The 18,450-nt window shown below is 44.9% G+C and carries 14 protein-coding genes and 1 pseudogene; 10 read left to right on the forward strand and 5 right to left on the reverse strand.

What is annotated here, in order from left to right:
* Positions 1–44: 44 nt before the first annotated feature.
* The 7 genes and pseudogenes from tdh to L3V37_RS01725 all read left to right on the forward strand — a co-directional run bounded on the left by tdh (position 45) and on the right by L3V37_RS01725 (position 7,575).
* A complete protein-coding gene (tdh, locus tag L3V37_RS01695) occupies positions 45–1,076 on the forward strand; it encodes an L-threonine 3-dehydrogenase (RefSeq protein WP_132936289.1) in 1,032 nt (343 codons plus the stop codon).
* 388 nt (positions 1,077–1,464) lie between these two features.
* The gene (locus L3V37_RS01700) at positions 1,465–2,010 is read left to right on the forward strand and encodes a spore coat U domain-containing protein (RefSeq protein WP_005375099.1); all 546 of its coding nucleotides are present in this window, start codon (positions 1,465–1,467) and stop codon (positions 2,008–2,010) included.
* Positions 2,011–2,049: 39 nt separating this feature from the next.
* A complete protein-coding gene (locus tag L3V37_RS01705) occupies positions 2,050–2,547 on the forward strand; it encodes a spore coat U domain-containing protein (RefSeq protein WP_267135779.1) in 498 nt (165 codons plus the stop codon).
* A 20-nt stretch (positions 2,548–2,567) separates the two neighbouring features.
* A complete protein-coding gene (locus tag L3V37_RS01710; protein ID WP_237305718.1) occupies positions 2,568–3,323 on the forward strand; it encodes a molecular chaperone in 756 nt (251 codons plus the stop codon).
* A 17-nt stretch (positions 3,324–3,340) separates the two neighbouring features.
* Positions 3,341–5,749 (forward strand): annotated as a pseudogene (locus L3V37_RS01715) (fimbria/pilus outer membrane usher protein).
* Positions 5,746–6,714 (forward strand): spore coat protein U domain-containing protein, encoded by a 969-nt coding sequence (locus tag L3V37_RS01720; RefSeq protein ID WP_237305719.1) that lies wholly within the window; start codon positions 5,746–5,748, stop codon positions 6,712–6,714. The pseudogene L3V37_RS01715 and the gene L3V37_RS01720 overlap by 4 nt, the downstream one beginning before the upstream one ends.
* Before the next feature lie 141 nt (positions 6,715–6,855).
* Entirely contained in the window at positions 6,856–7,575 is a 720-nt protein-coding gene (locus tag L3V37_RS01725; protein WP_065275478.1) for a carbonic anhydrase, read from the forward strand.
* Between the two features lie 72 nt (positions 7,576–7,647).
* Here L3V37_RS01725 and L3V37_RS01730 read toward each other — a convergent pair whose 3' ends face one another.
* A complete protein-coding gene (locus tag L3V37_RS01730; RefSeq protein WP_065275477.1) occupies positions 7,648–8,751 on the reverse strand; it encodes a mechanosensitive ion channel family protein in 1,104 nt (367 codons plus the stop codon).
* Positions 8,752–9,052: 301 nt separating this feature from the next.
* Between L3V37_RS01730 and L3V37_RS01735 the strand changes: the two genes are divergently transcribed.
* Positions 9,053–9,400 (forward strand): helix-turn-helix transcriptional regulator, encoded by a 348-nt coding sequence (locus L3V37_RS01735; RefSeq protein WP_005375109.1) that lies wholly within the window; start codon positions 9,053–9,055, stop codon positions 9,398–9,400.
* A 90-nt stretch (positions 9,401–9,490) separates the two neighbouring features.
* Here L3V37_RS01735 and lldD read toward each other — a convergent pair whose 3' ends face one another.
* Together lldD and L3V37_RS01745 are read right to left on the reverse strand one after the other, a co-directional pair.
* A complete protein-coding gene (gene lldD, locus L3V37_RS01740) occupies positions 9,491–10,630 on the reverse strand; it encodes an FMN-dependent L-lactate dehydrogenase LldD (RefSeq protein ID WP_005383962.1) in 1,140 nt (379 codons plus the stop codon).
* A 315-nt stretch (positions 10,631–10,945) separates the two neighbouring features.
* On the reverse strand, positions 10,946–12,637 hold the full coding sequence (locus L3V37_RS01745) for an L-lactate permease (protein ID WP_005375111.1): 1,692 nt from the start codon (positions 12,635–12,637) through the stop codon (positions 10,946–10,948).
* Between the two features lie 162 nt (positions 12,638–12,799).
* Between L3V37_RS01745 and L3V37_RS01750 the strand changes: the two genes are divergently transcribed.
* Together L3V37_RS01750 and L3V37_RS01755 are read left to right on the forward strand one after the other, a co-directional pair.
* Complete coding sequence (locus tag L3V37_RS01750) at positions 12,800–13,699, forward strand: LysR family transcriptional regulator (RefSeq protein ID WP_005375112.1); 900 nt, start codon at positions 12,800–12,802, stop codon at positions 13,697–13,699.
* 120 nt (positions 13,700–13,819) lie between these two features.
* Positions 13,820–15,853, forward strand: a complete 2,034-nt coding sequence (locus tag L3V37_RS01755) for a prolyl oligopeptidase family protein (RefSeq protein ID WP_237305720.1) — start codon at positions 13,820–13,822, stop codon at positions 15,851–15,853.
* A gap of 242 nt (positions 15,854–16,095) precedes the next feature.
* Here L3V37_RS01755 and L3V37_RS01760 read toward each other — a convergent pair whose 3' ends face one another.
* A complete protein-coding gene (locus L3V37_RS01760; protein ID WP_237305721.1) occupies positions 16,096–17,727 on the reverse strand; it encodes an ABC transporter ATP-binding protein in 1,632 nt (543 codons plus the stop codon).
* A gap of 85 nt (positions 17,728–17,812) precedes the next feature.
* Positions 17,813–18,310 carry a hypothetical protein gene (locus tag L3V37_RS01765; RefSeq protein WP_005375116.1) on the reverse strand — a complete coding sequence of 166 codons (498 nt, stop codon included), beginning with the start codon at positions 18,308–18,310 and terminating at the stop codon, positions 17,813–17,815.
* Positions 18,311–18,450 lie beyond the last annotated feature (140 nt).

An 18,450-nucleotide genomic window follows, 5' to 3' on the forward strand; every position in this document is an offset into this window, starting at 1 on the left:
GATTCTAGGCCTTAGACAATAGGGCCTTTAATTAAGGTTACATTATGAAAATTAAAGCATTATCAAAGCTAAAGCCTGAAGAAGGCATCTGGATGACTGAGGTTGATAAACCAGAAGTTGGCCATAACGACATTCTGATCAAAATTAAAAAAACCGCTATCTGTGGTACAGACGTACACATCTACAACTGGGACGAATGGTCACAAAAAACCATTCCAGTGCCTATGGTTGTTGGGCACGAATACGTGGGGGAAGTGGTTGCGATTGGTCAGGAAGTTCGTGGCTTTGAAATCGGCGACCGCGTATCTGGCGAAGGTCACATCACGTGTGGTCACTGTCGTAACTGTCGTGGCGGCCGTACTCACCTATGTCGCAACACGATTGGTGTGGGCGTTAACCGTGAAGGTGCATTCGCAGAATACCTAGTGATCCCAGCGTTCAACGCGTTCAAGATCCCTGAAGGTATCTCTGACGATCTAGCGTCTATCTTTGACCCGTTTGGTAACGCAGTACACACAGCACTTTCTTTCGACCTAGTAGGCGAAGACGTGCTTATCACAGGTGCTGGCCCAATCGGTATCATGGCAGCGGCAGTAGCAAAGCACGTTGGTGCTCGTCACGTAGTGATCACGGATGTGAACGAATACCGTCTAGAACTTGCTCGTAAGATGGGTGTAACACGCGCAGTAAACGTGGCTGAAGAGAAGCTAGAAGACGTAATGTCTGAGCTAGGCATGACAGAAGGCTTCGACGTAGGTCTAGAAATGTCTGGTAACCCAGCAGCATTCAACTCAATGCTAACCACAATGAACCACGGTGGTCGTATTGCACTACTCGGTATTCCACCATCAGACATGGGTATCGACTGGAACCAAGTTATCTTCAAGGGCTTGGTGATCAAAGGTATCTACGGTCGCGAAATGTTCGAAACGTGGTACAAGATGGCTTCACTGATCCAATCTGGTCTGGATCTATCGCCAATCATCACGCACCACTACAAGGTTGATGACTTCCAAGAAGGCTTCGACGTAATGCGCAGCGGCATGTCAGGCAAGGTTATTCTTGATTGGGAATAACTTATTCAAGTAAGAAATGCGCTCCTTTTTGGGGCGCATTTTTGTTTCATGAAGATTTTTGTTTCGGGAAGAAATGGTCGCCAATCTTTTCTAAACTTCTCGTATCGTTCTGCTACTTTTTTAGATTTTTTCCACTCAACTTCACCCTACCTTCTAACTCATTGTCGATTCTGTATTTGGAATAAGATAATAACCATTTGTTTTTAGTGGTTATTTTTTAGCATTACATGCTTAAAAATCGTCATTTTTAAGTTTAATGTTTTTATTTTCTGTTCGTCTTTATCCTTATCCTGCTTCTTTTTATTGTTTTACATTTTATATGCATTTGGTTTGTCATAATTGAGCTATAACTAATAAAAAGGTTACCGATATACAGTGGAATGTAAAAATGGAGCTTTATATGAAAAGATTTTATCTGATGATGCCTCTGCTCTTAACCTCATTTAGTTGGCAAGCGAGTGGAGCGTCAGTGAGCGGTACGATTGATGTTTCAATTAACCTTGTACAAGGTTGTGTGATTAATGGAAATAATGCGGTAGATGCAGCTTCTGGCGTTGGCTTTGGCTCACTCGCCTTTGGAGACGTGCCTGCAATCTTCAGTGAACAAGATGGTGTGGTAAATGGTGGTAGTGCGACGGGTATTGAAGTGCTTTGTAGTAACGGTGTGACACCGACGTTTACATTGGGCACCGGATTGTATGATGCAAGTGCGACCGTTGGTACCTATGCGATGTCAAATGGCGCGCAATTTATTGATTATACGTTGTTTACCGACTCAGACCGAAGCACACAAATTATACAAGGCGGGACGGTAGCTCTGTCTGAATTTACTAGTGCAACATCGCAAACTATTGAGCTTTTTGCGAAAGCTTACGGTACGAGCAGCATTGCCGGTACATACTCCGATACCATCAGTGTGACGCTAAGCTGGTAAAACGTGACGCTGGTTGTTAAGAGCTTTTCACTTGTCGCGATGAGTTTGTGTTCTTTAACTGTGCTGGCTGATGCGACACAAACTTTTCAGGTGTCTGCCATCGTAGATACAGGTTGTTTGATTAACGGCGCAGTACAAGAAGAAAGCCCAACCCAAGCCGGGCAAATAGGTACGTTAGATTTTGGTGAGCATTCTTCAGTTTACGCTACGGAAGTACAAGGCAGCATCACTTACAGTTCATCACTCACATTAAGTTGTACTCCGGGTATTACGATGAATGTTTCCGTAAATGGCGGGATGAATGAATCGGATGGTGTACGTAAGCTAAAGCACAGTGAAGAAGCGACAACGGTAGATTACTTTTTGTTTCAGGATCTAAATTATACGCAGGTGCTTGATATTGACACGCAATATTCCGTCGATACCGACCAAGACCCAGATAATATTCAGTTTCCTATCTGGGCAAAGGCGACAATAAATGGGAATGAAATGGCTGGAATTTATATGGATACGCTTACGCTGACATTAGAGTGGTAAGTGAACTTTGGAGGGGTGAAATGGAATTCATACTCAAAAAACTATTATTAATAACCTTCCTTTTTGTTTTTTTCTCAAATGCCAATGCTAACTCATTATTAATTTGGCCGATTTACCCCAAAATATCAGAGGAGAGTAATGCAACGTCACTTTGGATGGTGAATAAAGGCAGTGCTGATTCTTATTTGCAAGTGAGAATTTTTAAGTGGGAACAAAACGAAGGAGAAGATAGCTATTCAAGTCAAAGCCAGTTAATTGCAACCCCTCCGTTTGTCAAAATTGAACCAGGTGAAAAGCAGTTAATCCGCATCATCAACCAAGATGAGACCTCTGCGGGTAAGGAGTATGCATACCGAGTGATCATAGATGAATTACCGCCAACTCAAAACCCTCAAACAGAATTGACGGAAAATGAACTCGCTGTAAAAGTCCGAATGCGTTACTCGATACCTTTGTTTATTTACGGGAAAGGGCTGACTGATACTCAAAAACCAAACCGTGACAGTGAATTATGGGGTGATTTACAGGCACAGTTTATTAAGAAAAATAATCAGCGTTTTGTTCACATTAAAAATTCAGGAAAACACCATGTTCGCTTAGTGAATTTACAGTTGAATCTACCAAATAAAGATCCTGTCGTTATTTCCGATGGACTAGCTGGCTATATTCTTCCTGAACAGTATAAGGTTTGGTCTATTCCCCATAGTAATGTCAGACCCTTGAGTTTGAGCGCGAATATTGGAGGTAAACGTTACCAAATACCATTGAAGCAATAATGAATAGATTTAATACAATGAATGCTTTCTTTTGGTTGGTATTACTTAGCGTAACGTGGAGCAGTATTGGTCTTTGTGCAAATTCAGCAAACCACTTCTCTGAGCTACCGAGTCCTGAAAATTTCTCATTAGAAAAGTTTGAGAATATTAGCCTCAATCTGGAGTTGGTGATCAATCAAAGAGCAACAGGGCTTGTTGCGAAAGTTGAGCGAGTTGGCGATCAGTTCTTTTTGCTCCGGGAGGACCTCATTTCAGTTGGGGTTACCGCCACGTCGTTGCCTGGAACCGAAGAGAGACTTGAGGTTACGTCTATCCCAGGTGTTAACGTGCGTTACTTGCAATCGTCATTGTAACTTGCAATTGACGTACCGCCTAATTGGTTACCGATGCAGAGCTTATCAGCGCAGGATATGGGGCGATTTTCCCCGGCTCAGTTTGGGCGTGGTGGCCTGCTTAACTACAACGTATTTGGTGTGTACGAGAACGAAAGCCGACAAAAGGAGGTTTCTATCAATCATGAAGTCAGAGCCTTTTCTGAGTTTGGCGTTTTTTCTACTACCGGGATATTTAAATCTAACTTTCATCGCGATGTTCAGTCCCAGCAAAGCAGCCAGTACACTCGTTTTGGTACGAGTTACGAGTACGTCAATCAAGAGAAGCGAATTCGTATGGAGGTAGGGGACTATATTGTTCGCCCTTTATCTTGGAGCCAACCAGTAAGACTGGCGGGTATTCAGTTGTCGCATGATTTCTCTATGCGTCCGGATGTCGTGACGACGCCGTTACCTGCATTTTACGGTGAGGTCACAGCGCCCACTACGTTAGATTTGTTTATCAATGGCTTTAAAACTGACTCAATGAATGTTGGGCCCGGTCCTTTCATTATTAACGATATTCCAATGCTCTCTGGTGCTGGGGAAGCAACGGTAATTGCAACGGATGCTCAAGGTAAGCAAACGGTCATGACCAGCCCATTTTTTCTCTCTTCCGATCTACTGAAGACCGGATTTACATCTTACAGTGCGAGTATTGGTGCGATCAGAGAAAATTTCGGTAATGCATCTAACGACTATGGAGACGGTGGCGTGGTTACCGCTCTGCGTCATGGCATGACTGATTGGTTAACATTAGAAGCTCAAGCTGAAGCAAAAGATGACCTTATCGTTGCGGGGCTGGGCTTTGTCACTAATGCTTTCAACTTAGGTACGGTGGATGCCTCGTTTCGTGTGAGTAATTTTCAGGATCAATCTACCTCATATGCGCTAGGTTATAGTTATCAGTCTCGGCTGTTTAGCTTCGCTGCTCGAACTCAAGTAGAACAAGCCGACTTTTATACCTTATCTCATTTACCAAATTACGAAATGCTCGATGAAGGCAAGGTCGCTTCACTCGCGTCGCGCCATCTATCACAAATCAATATGGGAGTCCGTTTGGGAGATTGGGGCTCACTTTCTGGTGGGTACTTTGATATTCAACAATCCGACTCAGATTCACGTACCCTAAATCTTACTTATAGCTACGCTCTGCCTTTTAATATCAATATGTCCCTTTCTTACAACCATAGTATTGGTGGTCAGAGTGTTACGTTGGCGCAATTCTCTCTACCTTTCAGTTCTTTGGGGGGAAGTTCGGGGCTAACGCTGAAAAGAGAGGACGATGGCGATGTGCGAGGGCGAGTGGGTTACAGCCGCCTTGCGCCAATACGAGGTGGGTGGGGCGTCAATTTAGCGCATGATATTAACGAACACCCAGAAAACCGTAAACAGGCCGATTTGACCTACCGTGCGTCATGGGCGCAGTTCAGAGCGGGGTTAAATGGCACCAATGGCGACTATGATTATTTTGCGGAAATGGCAGGTTCGGTCTCTACGTTGGATGGAGAAATATTCCCGGCGAATGAAGTGTATGACAGCTTTGCGGTAGTGAGCACCAGTGGTTTTGAAGGTATTCCGGTTAAATATGAGAATCAAATTGTCGGAGTGACAGACGATGAAGGTTACCTACTTGTTCCTTGGGCTACGGCGTATTACACCGCCAAATATGAAATCGATCCACTTAATTTACCAGCCAATGCTGCGTTTTCTGCGACAGAGCAGTTTGCTTCGATACATTCGGGCTACGGCTACCTGTTAGAGTTCCCAATAGAGCTACAAATTGCACTGAGCATGACGGTGGTAGACGAAAATCATTTGTTCCTTCCGATTGGTACATATGGCCGCTCAGAAACGGGCTTAACAAGCCAAATTGGTTGGGATGGTTTTACCTACTTTGAAGGCGTTGACCCAGGCCGCTACATTCAGTTTTATCCTCAAGGACAGCCGCCATGTAAAGTGTTTATTGAGGGGTTGTATCAGCGTGAGAGTCAAAAAATACAAACATTGCCTGAGCAGGTTTGTATCAAAGCCGAAGAAGAGGGCGCACTATGATTTTGCGCCGCTGGCTTGCTAGCCTACTTCTCTTTTTCTCGTTCTCGACAATGGCTTGTCAGCTCACGGCGGCAACACCTTTAATCTTGTTTGGCAATGTTTCTTCGTTTACTGTTTCAAGCTCTCAGCAGCAAAGCTCAGCTCAGCCTCATGCGGGGATTACGTGTGACTTTTCTACACTTGTGTCTTTGTCAAGTGGCGACTACGTATCAGCAACGTTTAACAGCATAAATAATGGTTTGCTATTAAATGAGGATGATCCGAGTTCGGAGCTCAGCTATCAGATTTTTGGCGATCCAGGTCTTTCACAAGAGTATGTATTCGGCCAAACTTACAATTTTTTTGAAATCGGGTTACTCGATTTACTCGGGTTGTTTGGCACTCAAGCCGAGTTTCCGCTCTATGCTCGGACGGGAGTGGGTAGTAATCTTTCCGCTGGGACTTATAAAGACCAAATCACCGTATCCTGGATTTGGGATTACTGTAAGGGTATCGGGGTTCTAGGGGTATGCATTGGCCGCGCCAATGGCAGCGCTCAAAGCGTGATTACGGTTGAGTTGGAAGTGACCCCTGATTGTATGATCACGGCGCCAGATATTGATTTTGGTTCGTCCCCATTAGTGGCCGGTTTTGAGCCAGTCAGTCAGGTTATATCGTTAACTTGTACCAAGAATAGTTCCTTCTCCATTGGCTTGAATGACGGCCTAAATGCGTCCGGCGGTCAGCGGCGAATGATTTCTAGTGGTCACTATTTGGAGTATGAAATCTATAAGTCATCAACGATGGAGCGCTGGGGAGGAACCAGTTCTGAACGTCGTGAACACAGTGACGTCGATACTGGCGGCTCTATTCCTGATGGTATCACTCCACAGAATTATAATTATCGCGCGCAGATACTAACCAGCCAAACGACCCCTCCTGCAGGTACTTACACCGACTCAATAATCGTTGACGTTCAATTTTGAGCATCATGTCAATTACATCATTAGAGGCTTCTATTCCAAAAATCTTTTGTAATCATAGTTTTCATTCTGTCACTGCTTAATTTTGTGAGATTAGTATGGCTTTATTCTCACGGAATTTAACTTTCAGAAATAAGGAAAATGATGAAGAAGTCACTAACAACATTAGGTTTGGCACTGGTATTTACAGGAACAGCTTATGCAGCAAGCTGGGGCTACGAGGGAAACCATGGGCCAGCTCATTGGGGTGAGTTTGCATCTGAGTGCGCAAAAGGTCAAAACCAGAGCCCAATCAACATTGAATCGGCGACCGAAGCGAAGCTAGAAAAATTGAATTTCGACTACGAAGGTAAGGCAATTTCACTGCTGAACAACGGTCACACTTTACAGACTGGTTTAGAAGGTAAAAACACACTCACCATTGATGGTAAAGAGTTTATGTTGAAACAGTTCCACTTCCATACGCCATCTGAAAACCATGTGGATGGTAAAGAATACCCACTAGAAGTACACTTTGTGCATGCCGACAAAGTAGGTCATCTAGCTGTTGTCGCGGTGTTCTTTAAACTGGGTGACGCGAACCCAGATCTAGCTAAGATGCTAGCTAACATTCCAACTAAAGATCAAGATGTTACCATCAAGGTTCCATTTGATGCGGATGCCCTTATCCCAAGTGATAAAGACTACTACCGCTTTAACGGCTCACTAACGACACCACCATGCTCTGAAGGTGTGCGTTGGTTGGTGATGAAAGAAGCACAAACTATTTCTCCTGAGCAGATAAAATCTTTTTCGGAAGTAATGGGGAAAAACAATCGCCCAATCCAACCGCTGAATGCACGTATGGTGTTAACGCAACAATAACCACTTCATGCGAAGAAAAATAAAAAGCCCGCTTAAACATAGCGGGCTTGATTATTTGGGTATTGGTGAAAACTAGAAGCCGTGATCTTCTTGCTCTTCCGATTTTACCATTTGTATAGGGTCGAGCTTAAGCGTCTGAGTAGGGAACGCGATATCTGCATCGTGTTCTTTAATGATGTTGATTACCTTAAGCAGTATGTCCTGCTTAACCTCATGGTATCTCACCCAATTCACGGTTTTAGTAAAGGTATAGATAAAGAAGTGCAATGATGATGGACCGAATGTATCGAAGTTGACGATAAGTGTTTGGCGTGCATCAATGTCTTTGTGATTTTTCAGCATTTCTTTTACCGCGGTGATAATTTGCGGCATTTTTTCTGCATCGTCGTAACGAAGTCCAATTTTTTCGTAGATACGTCGGTTCAGCATGCGAGATGGGTTTTCTACGACAATGCTGCTAAACACTGAGTTTGGTACATACAGTGGACGCTTATCGAAAGTTCGGATAATGGTCATACGCCAGCCAATGCGTTCTACTGTCCCCTCTATTTGTCGGTCTGGAGAACGGATCCAATCGCCAACTTTAAATGGACGATCGAAGTAGATCATAAGACCTCCAAAAAAGTTAGACAGCAAATCCTTCGCCGCTAAACCGACGATCAAACCACCAACACCACCGAAGGTAAGGAGGCCCGATAGTGACAGACCAAATGCCTGCATTACGGTTAGAATTCCGACGGTAATAAAGAACAGGCGCGCCACCTTAGCTATCGCTTGTACTGTTGTTTCATCTCGGTTCTTTTGTTCGAGAACATGCTCTTCAACATTGGTAATGAGCCGCATAACGGTCCATACGAAGATGCTGATGATTAAAATCAGTTTCAGCGTACTTAACCAGTTTATTTTATCGTTGAGCTCGCTCTCCAATATGATGCCGATAGAGACGGTTGCTGGCCAACACCAAATGAGTGTACTGACTGGCGCTTTTAGCGCATCAAGCAACATATCATCCCAGTGGAAGGGCGTTTTCTCTACGAGCGCAGCGAGGCGAGAGCGGATCAGCCGCCAAGCTATCCAAGCTATAAAGCTAGCGAGCGTAATGAAAAGGACGCTCCCACTCCAATTTTGATGAGACGTTTCAATGTAGCTTTGTAATTCGGTAAACCACTGTGGCATATGTAACTTATTTCTAGTGAACCATGGAAGGAAAGGTAGCAGATATTACTCCTTCACCCCAGTGATTTCCTTTAAATCATTTACTTATGTCTAAACCGTCCGAGATGGACTTTTCCTTCCGATGACAAGAGAGTCACCTCAATGTTCTGTTGAGCGACCGCTTCATGCATGTTCAGAGGTACGCTACCAATGATTGAGGGTTGATATTTGGACGATCAATTATAACTTCTCTGACTTATCGCTAACATTTATCTTAAGTAAGTGTGAGAGTGTATTGGCTCTTGAATTAGCGGAGGCAGATATGGAATTTACAGAGCTGGATCGAAACGCGCTCTACGACATCTGGATGTCACAAAAAGCCAAAATGCACATCACTCAAATGGAAATGGCTAAGCGCCTTGGTTTGAGTCTACACGAGTTTTCTGGCTTGTTACGTGGTAATTCTCCACTGACGCTAGGTTTTGTAAAACAGCTATGCGAGCAGCTACATGTACGTCCTGGTCAGGTGATTCCGTCTTTGACGGAGCGTGATCTATCTGCATCTGGTACCGTTTATTTACAAAATCGTGTGACGGTGGATGGCGATATCAGTAACGTGTTTATCGACGGAAACCAAGTCGTGATCGAGTACGTTCACCAAGTTAGCTAGCTTGCTCGTCAAATTATCGGGTTGAAGAGCAATAAAAAACGAGCCACTGTTGGCTCGTTTTTTCGTTTCTGTTTTGCTCGCTTGCAAAGATTATGGGATTTTCACTAGCGAATCGCGTGAAAGATCCGCGATAGACTTAGCGCCAGTCAGCGTCATTGCTACACGCATTTCTTTATCGTACAGATCCAGTAGATTTTCAACGCCTGCTCCGCCTTGTGCTGCCAATGCGTATACAAATGAACGGCCAAGAAGCGTACAGTCTGCACCAAGTGCGAGCATACGAACGACATCAAGACCAGTACGAATACCAGAGTCTACGAAGATCTTAAGATCACCTTTTACCGCATCCGCAATGCTTGGTAGTGCTTTAGCACTTGAAAGTACGCCATCTAACTGACGGCCACCATGGTTAGATACCACAATGCCATCTGCGCCGAAACGTACCGCATCTTTCGCGTCTTCTTCATCTAGAATGCCTTTGATAACCATTGGGCCATCCCAAAAATCACGAATCCACTCAAGATCTTTCCAGGAGATAGAAGGGTCGAAGTTTGCGCCTAACCAGCCGATGTAATCTTCTAGCTTTGTTGGTTCGCCACGATAAGTTGAGATGTTACCTAAGTCGTGCGGTTTACCAAGTAGACCCACATCCAGCGCCCAGCTTGGGTGGCGCATCGCCTGGAATACACGACGCATGGCTGCGTTAGGACCACTCATACCTGAGTGCATGTCACGGTAACGTGCGCCAGGAACTGGCATATCAACGGTAAACACCAGCGTTGTTACGCCTGCTGCTTTTGCACGCTCAAGTACGTTTTTCATAAAGCCACGGTCTTTAAGCACGTAAAGCTGGAACCACATTGGACGTTCAATTGCAGGTGCGACTTCTTCAATCGGACAAACCGAAACAGTCGACATAGTAAATGGGATGCCTTTTTTCTCGGCTGCTTTTGCTGCTTGTACCTCGCCTCGGCGCGCGTACATACCAGTTAGACCAACAGGAGCTAGCGCGATTGGCATTGCCAGTTTCTCACCGAAGATCTCGGTTTCGAGGCTCAAATCTGTCATATCGCGTAGGACGCGTTGGCGAAGAGCGACATCACCTAAATCGTCAGTATTACGCTTCAGCGTGCGTTCGTCGTAAGAGCCGCCATCAATATAATGGAATAGAAACGGGGGAAGCTTGGCTTTCGCGGCAGCGCGGTAGTCAGTAGAAGCTGAGATAATCATAATGGTGTCCTAGCGGTTATTCTAAGCAAAGTTGTGGAGCAATTTGCTCTTTCGTTGAGCCTTCATCGCAAAGCAGTGAAGACATCAAAATGAGTATAGTTACCTATGGTTCACTTACGTTTGAATCGGTGATGTTGGTAACCCATTTACATAATTGGTTGAAAAATTTTGTTAAATCACTCAATCAGTTATGCAAACTGGAAAGGGTGACACAGCTGTCGGGGGAATTGATGTAGCAAGCTAAATCAACATGTCGGGGTAGTAGTGCAGACAGCTGTGTCAAATTAGGCAGGGCTGTAAACCCTGCATTTCGCGTTACTTCATCAAGACATCTGTCATTTGGAAGCCATAAATCAGCACCAATCCAATAATGCCTGTCATTACAATGTAGTAGAACGTAGGGATAATCGTTTTACGCAATGTTGCGCCTTCTCGACCAAGCAAACCTACCGTGGCTGATGCGGCAACAACGTTGTGAATCGCAATCATGTTACCTGCGGCAGCACCGACGGCCTGGAGTGATACAACAATCACACTCGAAATAGACAACGTTTGTGCCACTTCGAATTGGAACTGGCTGAACATCATATTTGATACCGTGTTTGAGCCAGCGATGAACGCACCCAGTGCACCAACGGTGGCACTCAGCGCTGGGAACGCAGAACCAACAAGGTCAGAGGCGAAGTTTGCGGTTGTGACGGGCATACTTGCTAGGTCAGCACCGTTGATGCCTGAGTTGATAAAGATACGAACCATCGGAATGGTAAATACCAAGACAAAACCCGCCCCAATCAGTGTTTTGCTTGACTCGCCAAACGCTTCACGCAATGGCTTTACGCTGCCGCTTTGTAACATTGCAGCAAGTAGTGCGACAAACACCAGAATGCCACCAGGAAGGTATAACGGCTGAATCGCAGCGCTAACGCCAGTCTCACCAAGAATGTTGCTGAACGACAAACTTACGCTTTGTACAAAGCCTTTCAGCTCAGGGCTTACGCGGCTTGCGACGAGAATAACTGCCAGCATTACATATGGAACCCAAGCTTTTACGATGCTCATTGGCTTGCCCGGATTATCGTTTAGATCGACTTTTAGCGAACCTAACCACTCTGCAGGCCATTTGTCTTCGCTTTCGAAATCCCACTTAGTCTTTGGTACTAAGAAGCCTTTTTTCGCTGCGGTAACAACGATAGACAGACCAACCAAACCACCGATAAGTGAAGGGAACTCTGCGCCCAAGAATACGCCGGTTAACGCGTATGGAACGGTGAAAGAGACACCAGCAAATAACGCAAATGGTAGAATATCCAGGCCTTCACTCCAGCTTCTGTTCTTGCCGAAGAAACGTGTTAACATCATCGCCATTAATACTGGGATCATCGTACCTACGACTGCGTGAATGACAGCAACGTGCGCTGTGATATCTTGCAGGTACATTTCCCACGTTGCACCTTGTGCGGCCAACGACTCACTGATGTTATGGGTGTCTAAACCTTTGTTTACACCTACGATGATAGGCGTGCCTACCGCGCCGAATGAAACAGGCGTAGACTGAATCATCATGCCCATTAGGACAGCGGCTAGCGCAGGGAAGCCGATTGCAACCAGTAGTGGTGCAGCGATTGCTGCCGGGGTACCGAACCCAGATGCGCCTTCAATGAACGAGCCAAAGCACCAAGCAATGATGATGGCTTGTACACGGCGGTCAGCCGAAATATCGGTAAATCCATTACGGATTGTGGTGATCGCTCCAGTGTGTTTTAAAGTGTTGAGCAAGAAGATGGCACCAAACACGATCCATAGAACAGAGACAGTAATGCCCAGTCCTTGGAATACGGAGGCCAGTACGCGATTGGCTGACATATCCCAAAACATAAGTGCGATAGCGACGGTTAGACCGAACGCAACAGGCATGGCTTTTTTAGCAGGCCAGTTGAGACCAACCAATAAGATGGCGGCAACAACAATTGGCGAAAATGCCACTAGGGCAAGTAGGGTTTCACTCATTTGTACATCCTTCGTACGCTGACTTCTCGAACGGTGTCAATCCGCTGTAGAGGTGACTTTTTGTTGTAATGGTTTTGTTAATTTGGCGTGAATTTACTCCTTTATTTTTTGTTGATATAGGGAAATAATGAAAATAATTAATTCCAAAAGTGACATAATGGTATGAGAGCAGACGACTTAATCCTATTTTCTCAAGTAATCGAACTTGGCAGCTTTAGTAAGGTTGCAGAGGCAAATAACCTTACAAATTCGGTAGTTAGCAAAAGAATGGCGAGGTTGGAGGAAGAAATAGGGGCTCAGCTATTATATCGAACAACGCGCAAATTAACCTTGACCGAGGCAGGTAAGGTGTTACTCCACAGTGCTAAAAATGTGAAGCAGGCCACTCAGGAGGCTATGGATGCTGTTGCAGGCTTTGGAGAGAATGTGAGCGGTCATATAAAAATGTCCGTGCCGTGTATCTCTGGAGATTTGATACTTGCTGATGCTGTTGCCGAATTTTGTAACCTTCATCCGGGTCTGACCGTGGACATGTCATTGGATAATCGCTTTGTCGATTTAGTGGCTGATGGTTACGATTTAGTCATTCGAACTGGCTACCTAGCCGACTCCAGTTTGATCGCACGACATATTCTCGATTCCCAATGGGTGGTATGCGCGTCACCTTCTTATATTGCGAAAAATGGGAAACCGATCGAGCCGATTGATCTCACCACGCACAATTGTCTGCAATACGCTTACCAAACCACTGGTGCAACGGATTGGGAGTTTAAAGGAGAAGATGGCAATTACATCGTCAAAGTATCGGGCTGCTTTTCTACTGATAACGCGACCGCATTACGTAAAGCCGCTCTGGGCGGCCATGGTATTGCTTACGTCCCGCGCTGTTTGGTGTATCACGATATTCGTAATGGTCAACTGGTGGATATTTTTCCTGAATTAGTAGGTAAAAAGTTGGGTATCTACGCGGTGTATCCGTTTACTCGTCAACCACCGAACAAAGTGAAGCTGCTTATTGAGCACATTCGTGACCGATACTTAACGATATCTCATTATTTCTAGGTTCTTCATAGATTTAAAACAATGTCGTTGAAATCAAAATAGGGTGCTCTAAGGTAATCACCGCAATAAAACGATTGAAGATAAACAACTTAATAAAAACAACGGAGTAACACGGACGTTATGCATTACCCAAAAACACGTAAAGATTCTGTCGTGGACACTTATTTTGGTCACGACATTACCGACCCTTATCGCTGGTTAGAAGATGATCGCAGTGAAGAAACCGCTCAATGGGTTTCGGGTCAAAATTCGGTCACCTTCGATTTCCTTGGTCAGATACCGTACCGCCAACAAATCCGTGACTTAGTGGCGAAGAGTCAAAACTACGAAAAATATTCCCAGCCATTTGTACGTGGTGACTACACCTACTTCTACAAAAACGACGGTTTGCAAAACCAAAGCGTATTGTATCGACGCAAAGGCGAGGGAGAAGCCGAGGTTTTCCTTGATCCAAATACTTTCTCCGAAGAGGGCACGACCTCTCTTGGCGAAGTCAGCTTCTCTAAAGACTACCGTTTGGTCGCGTATTCCATCTCAGAAGGGGGTAGTGATTGGCGTAAGATCTTTGTCATTGATACGGAAACCAAAGAACAGTTAGAGCCTGAGATTGTTGATGCGAAGTTTACGTCGATTTCTTGGCTGGGCAGCAAAGGCTTCTATTACTCAAGCTACGATAAGCCGCAAGGCAGTGAGTTGTCTGCTCGAACTGAGCATCACAAGCTTTATTATCATGAACTTGGTACACCTCAATCTGAAGATAAAGTGATTTTTGGTGAGTTGGATACGCAAGTTCATCGTTATGTGTCTGGTACGACGACGACAGACGATCGCTTCCTCATTATTTCTGGCGCAGAATCCACATCGGGTAATCGTCTGTTTTATATTGATTTACAGTCTGAGTTACAGACAATTGTGACGCTGCGCGAGACAACGCAAGGAGACACCTACTTAATTGATAGCCAAGACGCAACCTTGCTGCTTTACACCAACCTAGACGCGCCGAATGGCAAAGTTGTCAGCTACAACACTCAGACAGAACAATGGGCTGACGTGATTGCTGAACAAGAACAGCCGTTAGAAATCAGCAAAGGTGGCGGTTATCTGTTTGCGACTTATATGGTAGATGTGCTTTCTAAAGTGCAGCAGTTTAACTACCAAGGTGAGTGGATTCGAGATGTACAATTGCCGGGAGAAGGCACGGCTTATGGTCTGGCGGGTAAAAAAGAAGAAACCACACTTTATTACACATTCACTAACTACGTGACGCCTCCGACGATCTTCTCATTTGATGTTGAGTCTGGTGAATCGACACTGTTTCAAGAATCAAAGGCACCGTTCGATCGTAATGAGTATGAATCAAAACAGGTGTTTTACACCTCAAAAGACGGCACGCAAGTTCCGGTGATCATTTCATACAAGAAGGGCATTGCACTTGATGGTAGAGCACCAACCATGTTGTATGGTTACGGCGGTTTTAACATCAGCCTCACTCCAATGTTTTCTGGCAATGTAGCCAACTGGCTAGAATTGGGTGGTATTTACGCTGTCGCCAACATGCGAGGCGGTGGTGAATACGGTAAAGCCTGGCACAACGCAGGCACTCAGCAGCAAAAGCAAAACGTGTTTGATGACTTTATTGCGGCGGCGGAATACCTGATTGAAAACGACTACACTAGCTCGGATCGCCTAGCGATTCGCGGTGGTTCTAATGGTGGTTTGTTAGTTGGAGCGTGTATGACGCAACGCCCTGAACTATTCAAAGTCGCGCTGCCTGCGGTTGGCGTGCTTGATATGCTGCGTTATCACACGTTTACTTCTGGAGAAGGCTGGAAGTATGACTATGGCACGTCGGAGCAAAGTGAAGCGATGTTCCAATACTTGCTTGGTTACTCTCCTGTTCACAATGTAAAAGAAGGCGTGCAATATCCTGCTACCTTGGTGACAACTGCTGATCACGACGACCGAGTTGTGCCAGCACATTCGTACAAATTTATTGCGGAGCTGCAAGACAAACAGCAAGGCGCTAATCCAGTATTGATACGCATTGATGTTAATGCCGGTCATGGTGCAGGAATGCCGCTGAGTAAGCAAATTGACCTCACCACAGACGTGTATGCATTTACGTTACATAATATGGGTATTGAGTCGATTTAATGCCCTAGTTGTTAGAAACTTCTGAGAATAAAAAAATGCCGCGACAGTGTCGCGGCATTTTTCATGGTTGGGGGAACTCAATTCATACTGTTTGCCAGTATTTGAGCCAGGTTGACTAAGTCTGACTCTTGAACCAACCAGTCTCGGCGGCCAAACCGAAAGGCAGCTACGCCATTCTTAAGACAAGATGAAATCATCACCTTTTCTTAATCCTAGTTTATGAATATGAAACTGTGATGAACCTAAGCTGCATTGTGCTGATTTTCACTGTTTTCAAGATCAAATGAGGCATCTATCAGTTTTTTCGTGTAGTCATTTTTAGGGTTTTGGAAAATATTTTCGGCTGTACCTTGTTCCATGACCTCGCCCTTTTGCATGACTAGAACACGATCAGAAAGGGCTTTGACGACTGATAGATCGTGGCTAATAAACAAGTAGCCAATGTTATGCTTTTTCTGCAAATCTTTCAGGAGATCAATCACAGTCAGTTGAACCGAGCGGTCCAATGCAGAGGTCGGCTCATCAAGCAAAATAAACGAAGGTTCAAGGATCAGTGCTCGCGCGATAGCAATACGCTGACGTTGGCCTCCCGAAAACTCGTGCGGATAACGGTTGATGGACGCGGGATCTAAGCGGACCTCACGGAGCACGTCGCGCGCTTTCTGCATACGTTCTTTTTTACTCAACATTGGTTGGTGGACAGTTAATCCTTCTGTGATGATCTCGCCGATAGTCATACGAGGAGAAAGCGAACCATAAGGGTCTTGGAATACCATCTGAACGTCTTTTTTCAGCTCAAAACGTTCTTTGTTTGTCAGCAAGGCCATATCTTGGCCTTTGTATTCTATTTTGCCAGTTGAGGGCAGTAGACCTATCAAAGCTCGGCCGAGTGTAGACTTACCTGAACCGGACTCCCCAACGATCCCGAGGGTCTCTCCTTGTTTAAGCTCAAGAGAAATGCCTTTTACCGCTTCGAAGTACTCATTCTTGCTCGCAATAAAATGCGACTTTACCAAGAATTTGACTCGTATATCGTCGGCCTTTAAAAGCTGTGTAGCACTTTCGCTAATAGGCTCCTTACTGCCTTTAGGAATCGAGTTGATTAGCATACGTGTGTATTCGTGCTTTGGGTCCTCGAAGAGTGTTTGCGTTTCGCCTTCTTCGACGACTTCTCCTTTACACATCACAATGACACGGTCTGCAAAGTGTTTTACGACGCCTAAGTCATGAGTAATAAATAGGATTGCCATGCCCATCTGAGCCTGAATTTCTTTAATCAGGTGCAACACTTCTGCTTGAACCGTGACATCCAACGCTGTTGTAGGTTCGTCGGCGATCAAAATATCGGGCTCGTTAATCAGTGCCATCGCAATCATGATGCGTTGCAATTGACCACCAGAAAATTCGTGTGGGTACTTGTTGTACGCTTTTTCTGGGTTTGGCATATGAACCAATTCAAACAGCTCTAACACCTTTGCTTTTGCTGTTCGTCTGTCGACCGGGCGGTGACACATGATGGCCTCAGCGACTTGGATACCCACCCGCATGTACGGGTTTAGTGAGGTCATCGGCTCTTGAAAAATCATGCCAATGCGATCACCGCGAATACTTTGCATTTCACGCTCTGTTTTATCCAAGATGGAGCTACCCTCAAACATGATGGATGAGCTTTCATGCAAAATAGCGTTGTCTGGCAGTAGTTTCATCAGTGCATTGGTTGATACTGACTTGCCAGAGCCAGATTCGCCAACGATGGACAGCGTCTCGCCTGCTTTTAAATCGAAGCTAACATTCTTTACTGCATCGACGATCCCATCGTTTGTCGTAAAGCTGACTGATAGGTTGTTCACCGAAAGAATGGTTTTAGAAGACATCACAGATCCTTGTGGTTGATAAAGCAAATGATACTCAAGCAATGGACAGCACAAACCTAGTTGGCCTCAATACTTGAGCTTTAGATTAATTATACAGGTGAGAAGGCGAAGATTTTGCCGAACTCATTGCTTGCAAATGTAAGAACTGCTCATGCGCGCGCGTTACGTGCTCGAGTTCTATCATCCATTGAGCATTACGTTGGGCAGAGCAAAATGCCGCCATGTGAGCTAACAAGTCTTCGCTCTGTTGACCAAGTAGGTGACCTACGCGCTCAATCAGTTCATGGCTCTCTAGCTGCAAAAATTGAAATAGCGCGTAAGTTTGATTCAGTATTGAGAACGCATCATGTTGTAAGCCGAGTTTGTTGAGAATCTCTGATTGCGTCACGCTGGCATCTCTAAGCCCCGTAATGAGACATACAAACTGGCAAGGTTTAGTTTGTGCATTTTCTAGCGCTAGATGAATGTGGTTGGGTAGATTGTTGAGCACGTCGTCATATAAACGATGAGCTTCTGGCCAATGGCCTTGTTCCATCAGTTGCTCCGCTTTTAAGTAGCGCATCCAGCATTGCTCAATATTCATATCCATCTCCACAACATTTGATTTGTTTAGATATTAAATGAAATTGATTATCAATTGCAAGTGCGTGTTAATATCACTTATGTGTTCATAAAATGTCCAATCAATCTAGGGTGGAAGGTAAATCACTTAAAATTAAGCAA

Source organism: Vibrio sp. D54, from assembly GCF_021728075.1.
GTDB lineage: Bacteria > Pseudomonadota > Gammaproteobacteria > Enterobacterales > Vibrionaceae > Vibrio > Vibrio alginolyticus.

Excerpts from the sequence above, each read along its gene's own strand:
- lldD (WP_005383962.1), bottom strand. The coding sequence starts at position 10,630 with ATGATTATCTCAGCTTCTACTGACTACCGCGCTGCCGCGAAAGCCAAG.
- L3V37_RS01745 (WP_005375111.1), bottom strand. The coding sequence starts at position 12,637 with ATGAGTGAAACCCTACTTGCCCTAGTGGCATTTTCGCCAATTGTTGTT.
- L3V37_RS01735 (WP_005375109.1), top strand. The coding sequence starts at position 9,053 with ATGGAATTTACAGAGCTGGATCGAAACGCGCTCTACGACATCTGGATG.
- L3V37_RS01750 (WP_005375112.1), top strand. The coding sequence starts at position 12,800 with ATGAGAGCAGACGACTTAATCCTATTTTCTCAAGTAATCGAACTTGGC.
- L3V37_RS01720 (WP_237305719.1), top strand. The coding sequence starts at position 5,746 with ATGATTTTGCGCCGCTGGCTTGCTAGCCTACTTCTCTTTTTCTCGTTC.
- L3V37_RS01725 (WP_065275478.1), top strand. The coding sequence starts at position 6,856 with ATGAAGAAGTCACTAACAACATTAGGTTTGGCACTGGTATTTACAGGA.
- L3V37_RS01705 (WP_267135779.1), top strand. The coding sequence starts at position 2,050 with ATGAGTTTGTGTTCTTTAACTGTGCTGGCTGATGCGACACAAACTTTT.
- L3V37_RS01700 (WP_005375099.1), top strand. The coding sequence starts at position 1,465 with ATGGAGCTTTATATGAAAAGATTTTATCTGATGATGCCTCTGCTCTTA.
- L3V37_RS01760 (WP_237305721.1), bottom strand. The coding sequence starts at position 17,727 with ATGTCTTCTAAAACCATTCTTTCGGTGAACAACCTATCAGTCAGCTTT.
- L3V37_RS01730 (WP_065275477.1), bottom strand. The coding sequence starts at position 8,751 with ATGCCACAGTGGTTTACCGAATTACAAAGCTACATTGAAACGTCTCAT.
- tdh (WP_132936289.1), top strand. The coding sequence starts at position 45 with ATGAAAATTAAAGCATTATCAAAGCTAAAGCCTGAAGAAGGCATCTGG.
- L3V37_RS01710 (WP_237305718.1), top strand. The coding sequence starts at position 2,568 with ATGGAATTCATACTCAAAAAACTATTATTAATAACCTTCCTTTTTGTT.
- L3V37_RS01755 (WP_237305720.1), top strand. The coding sequence starts at position 13,820 with ATGCATTACCCAAAAACACGTAAAGATTCTGTCGTGGACACTTATTTT.
- L3V37_RS01765 (WP_005375116.1), bottom strand. The coding sequence starts at position 18,310 with ATGAATATTGAGCAATGCTGGATGCGCTACTTAAAAGCGGAGCAACTG.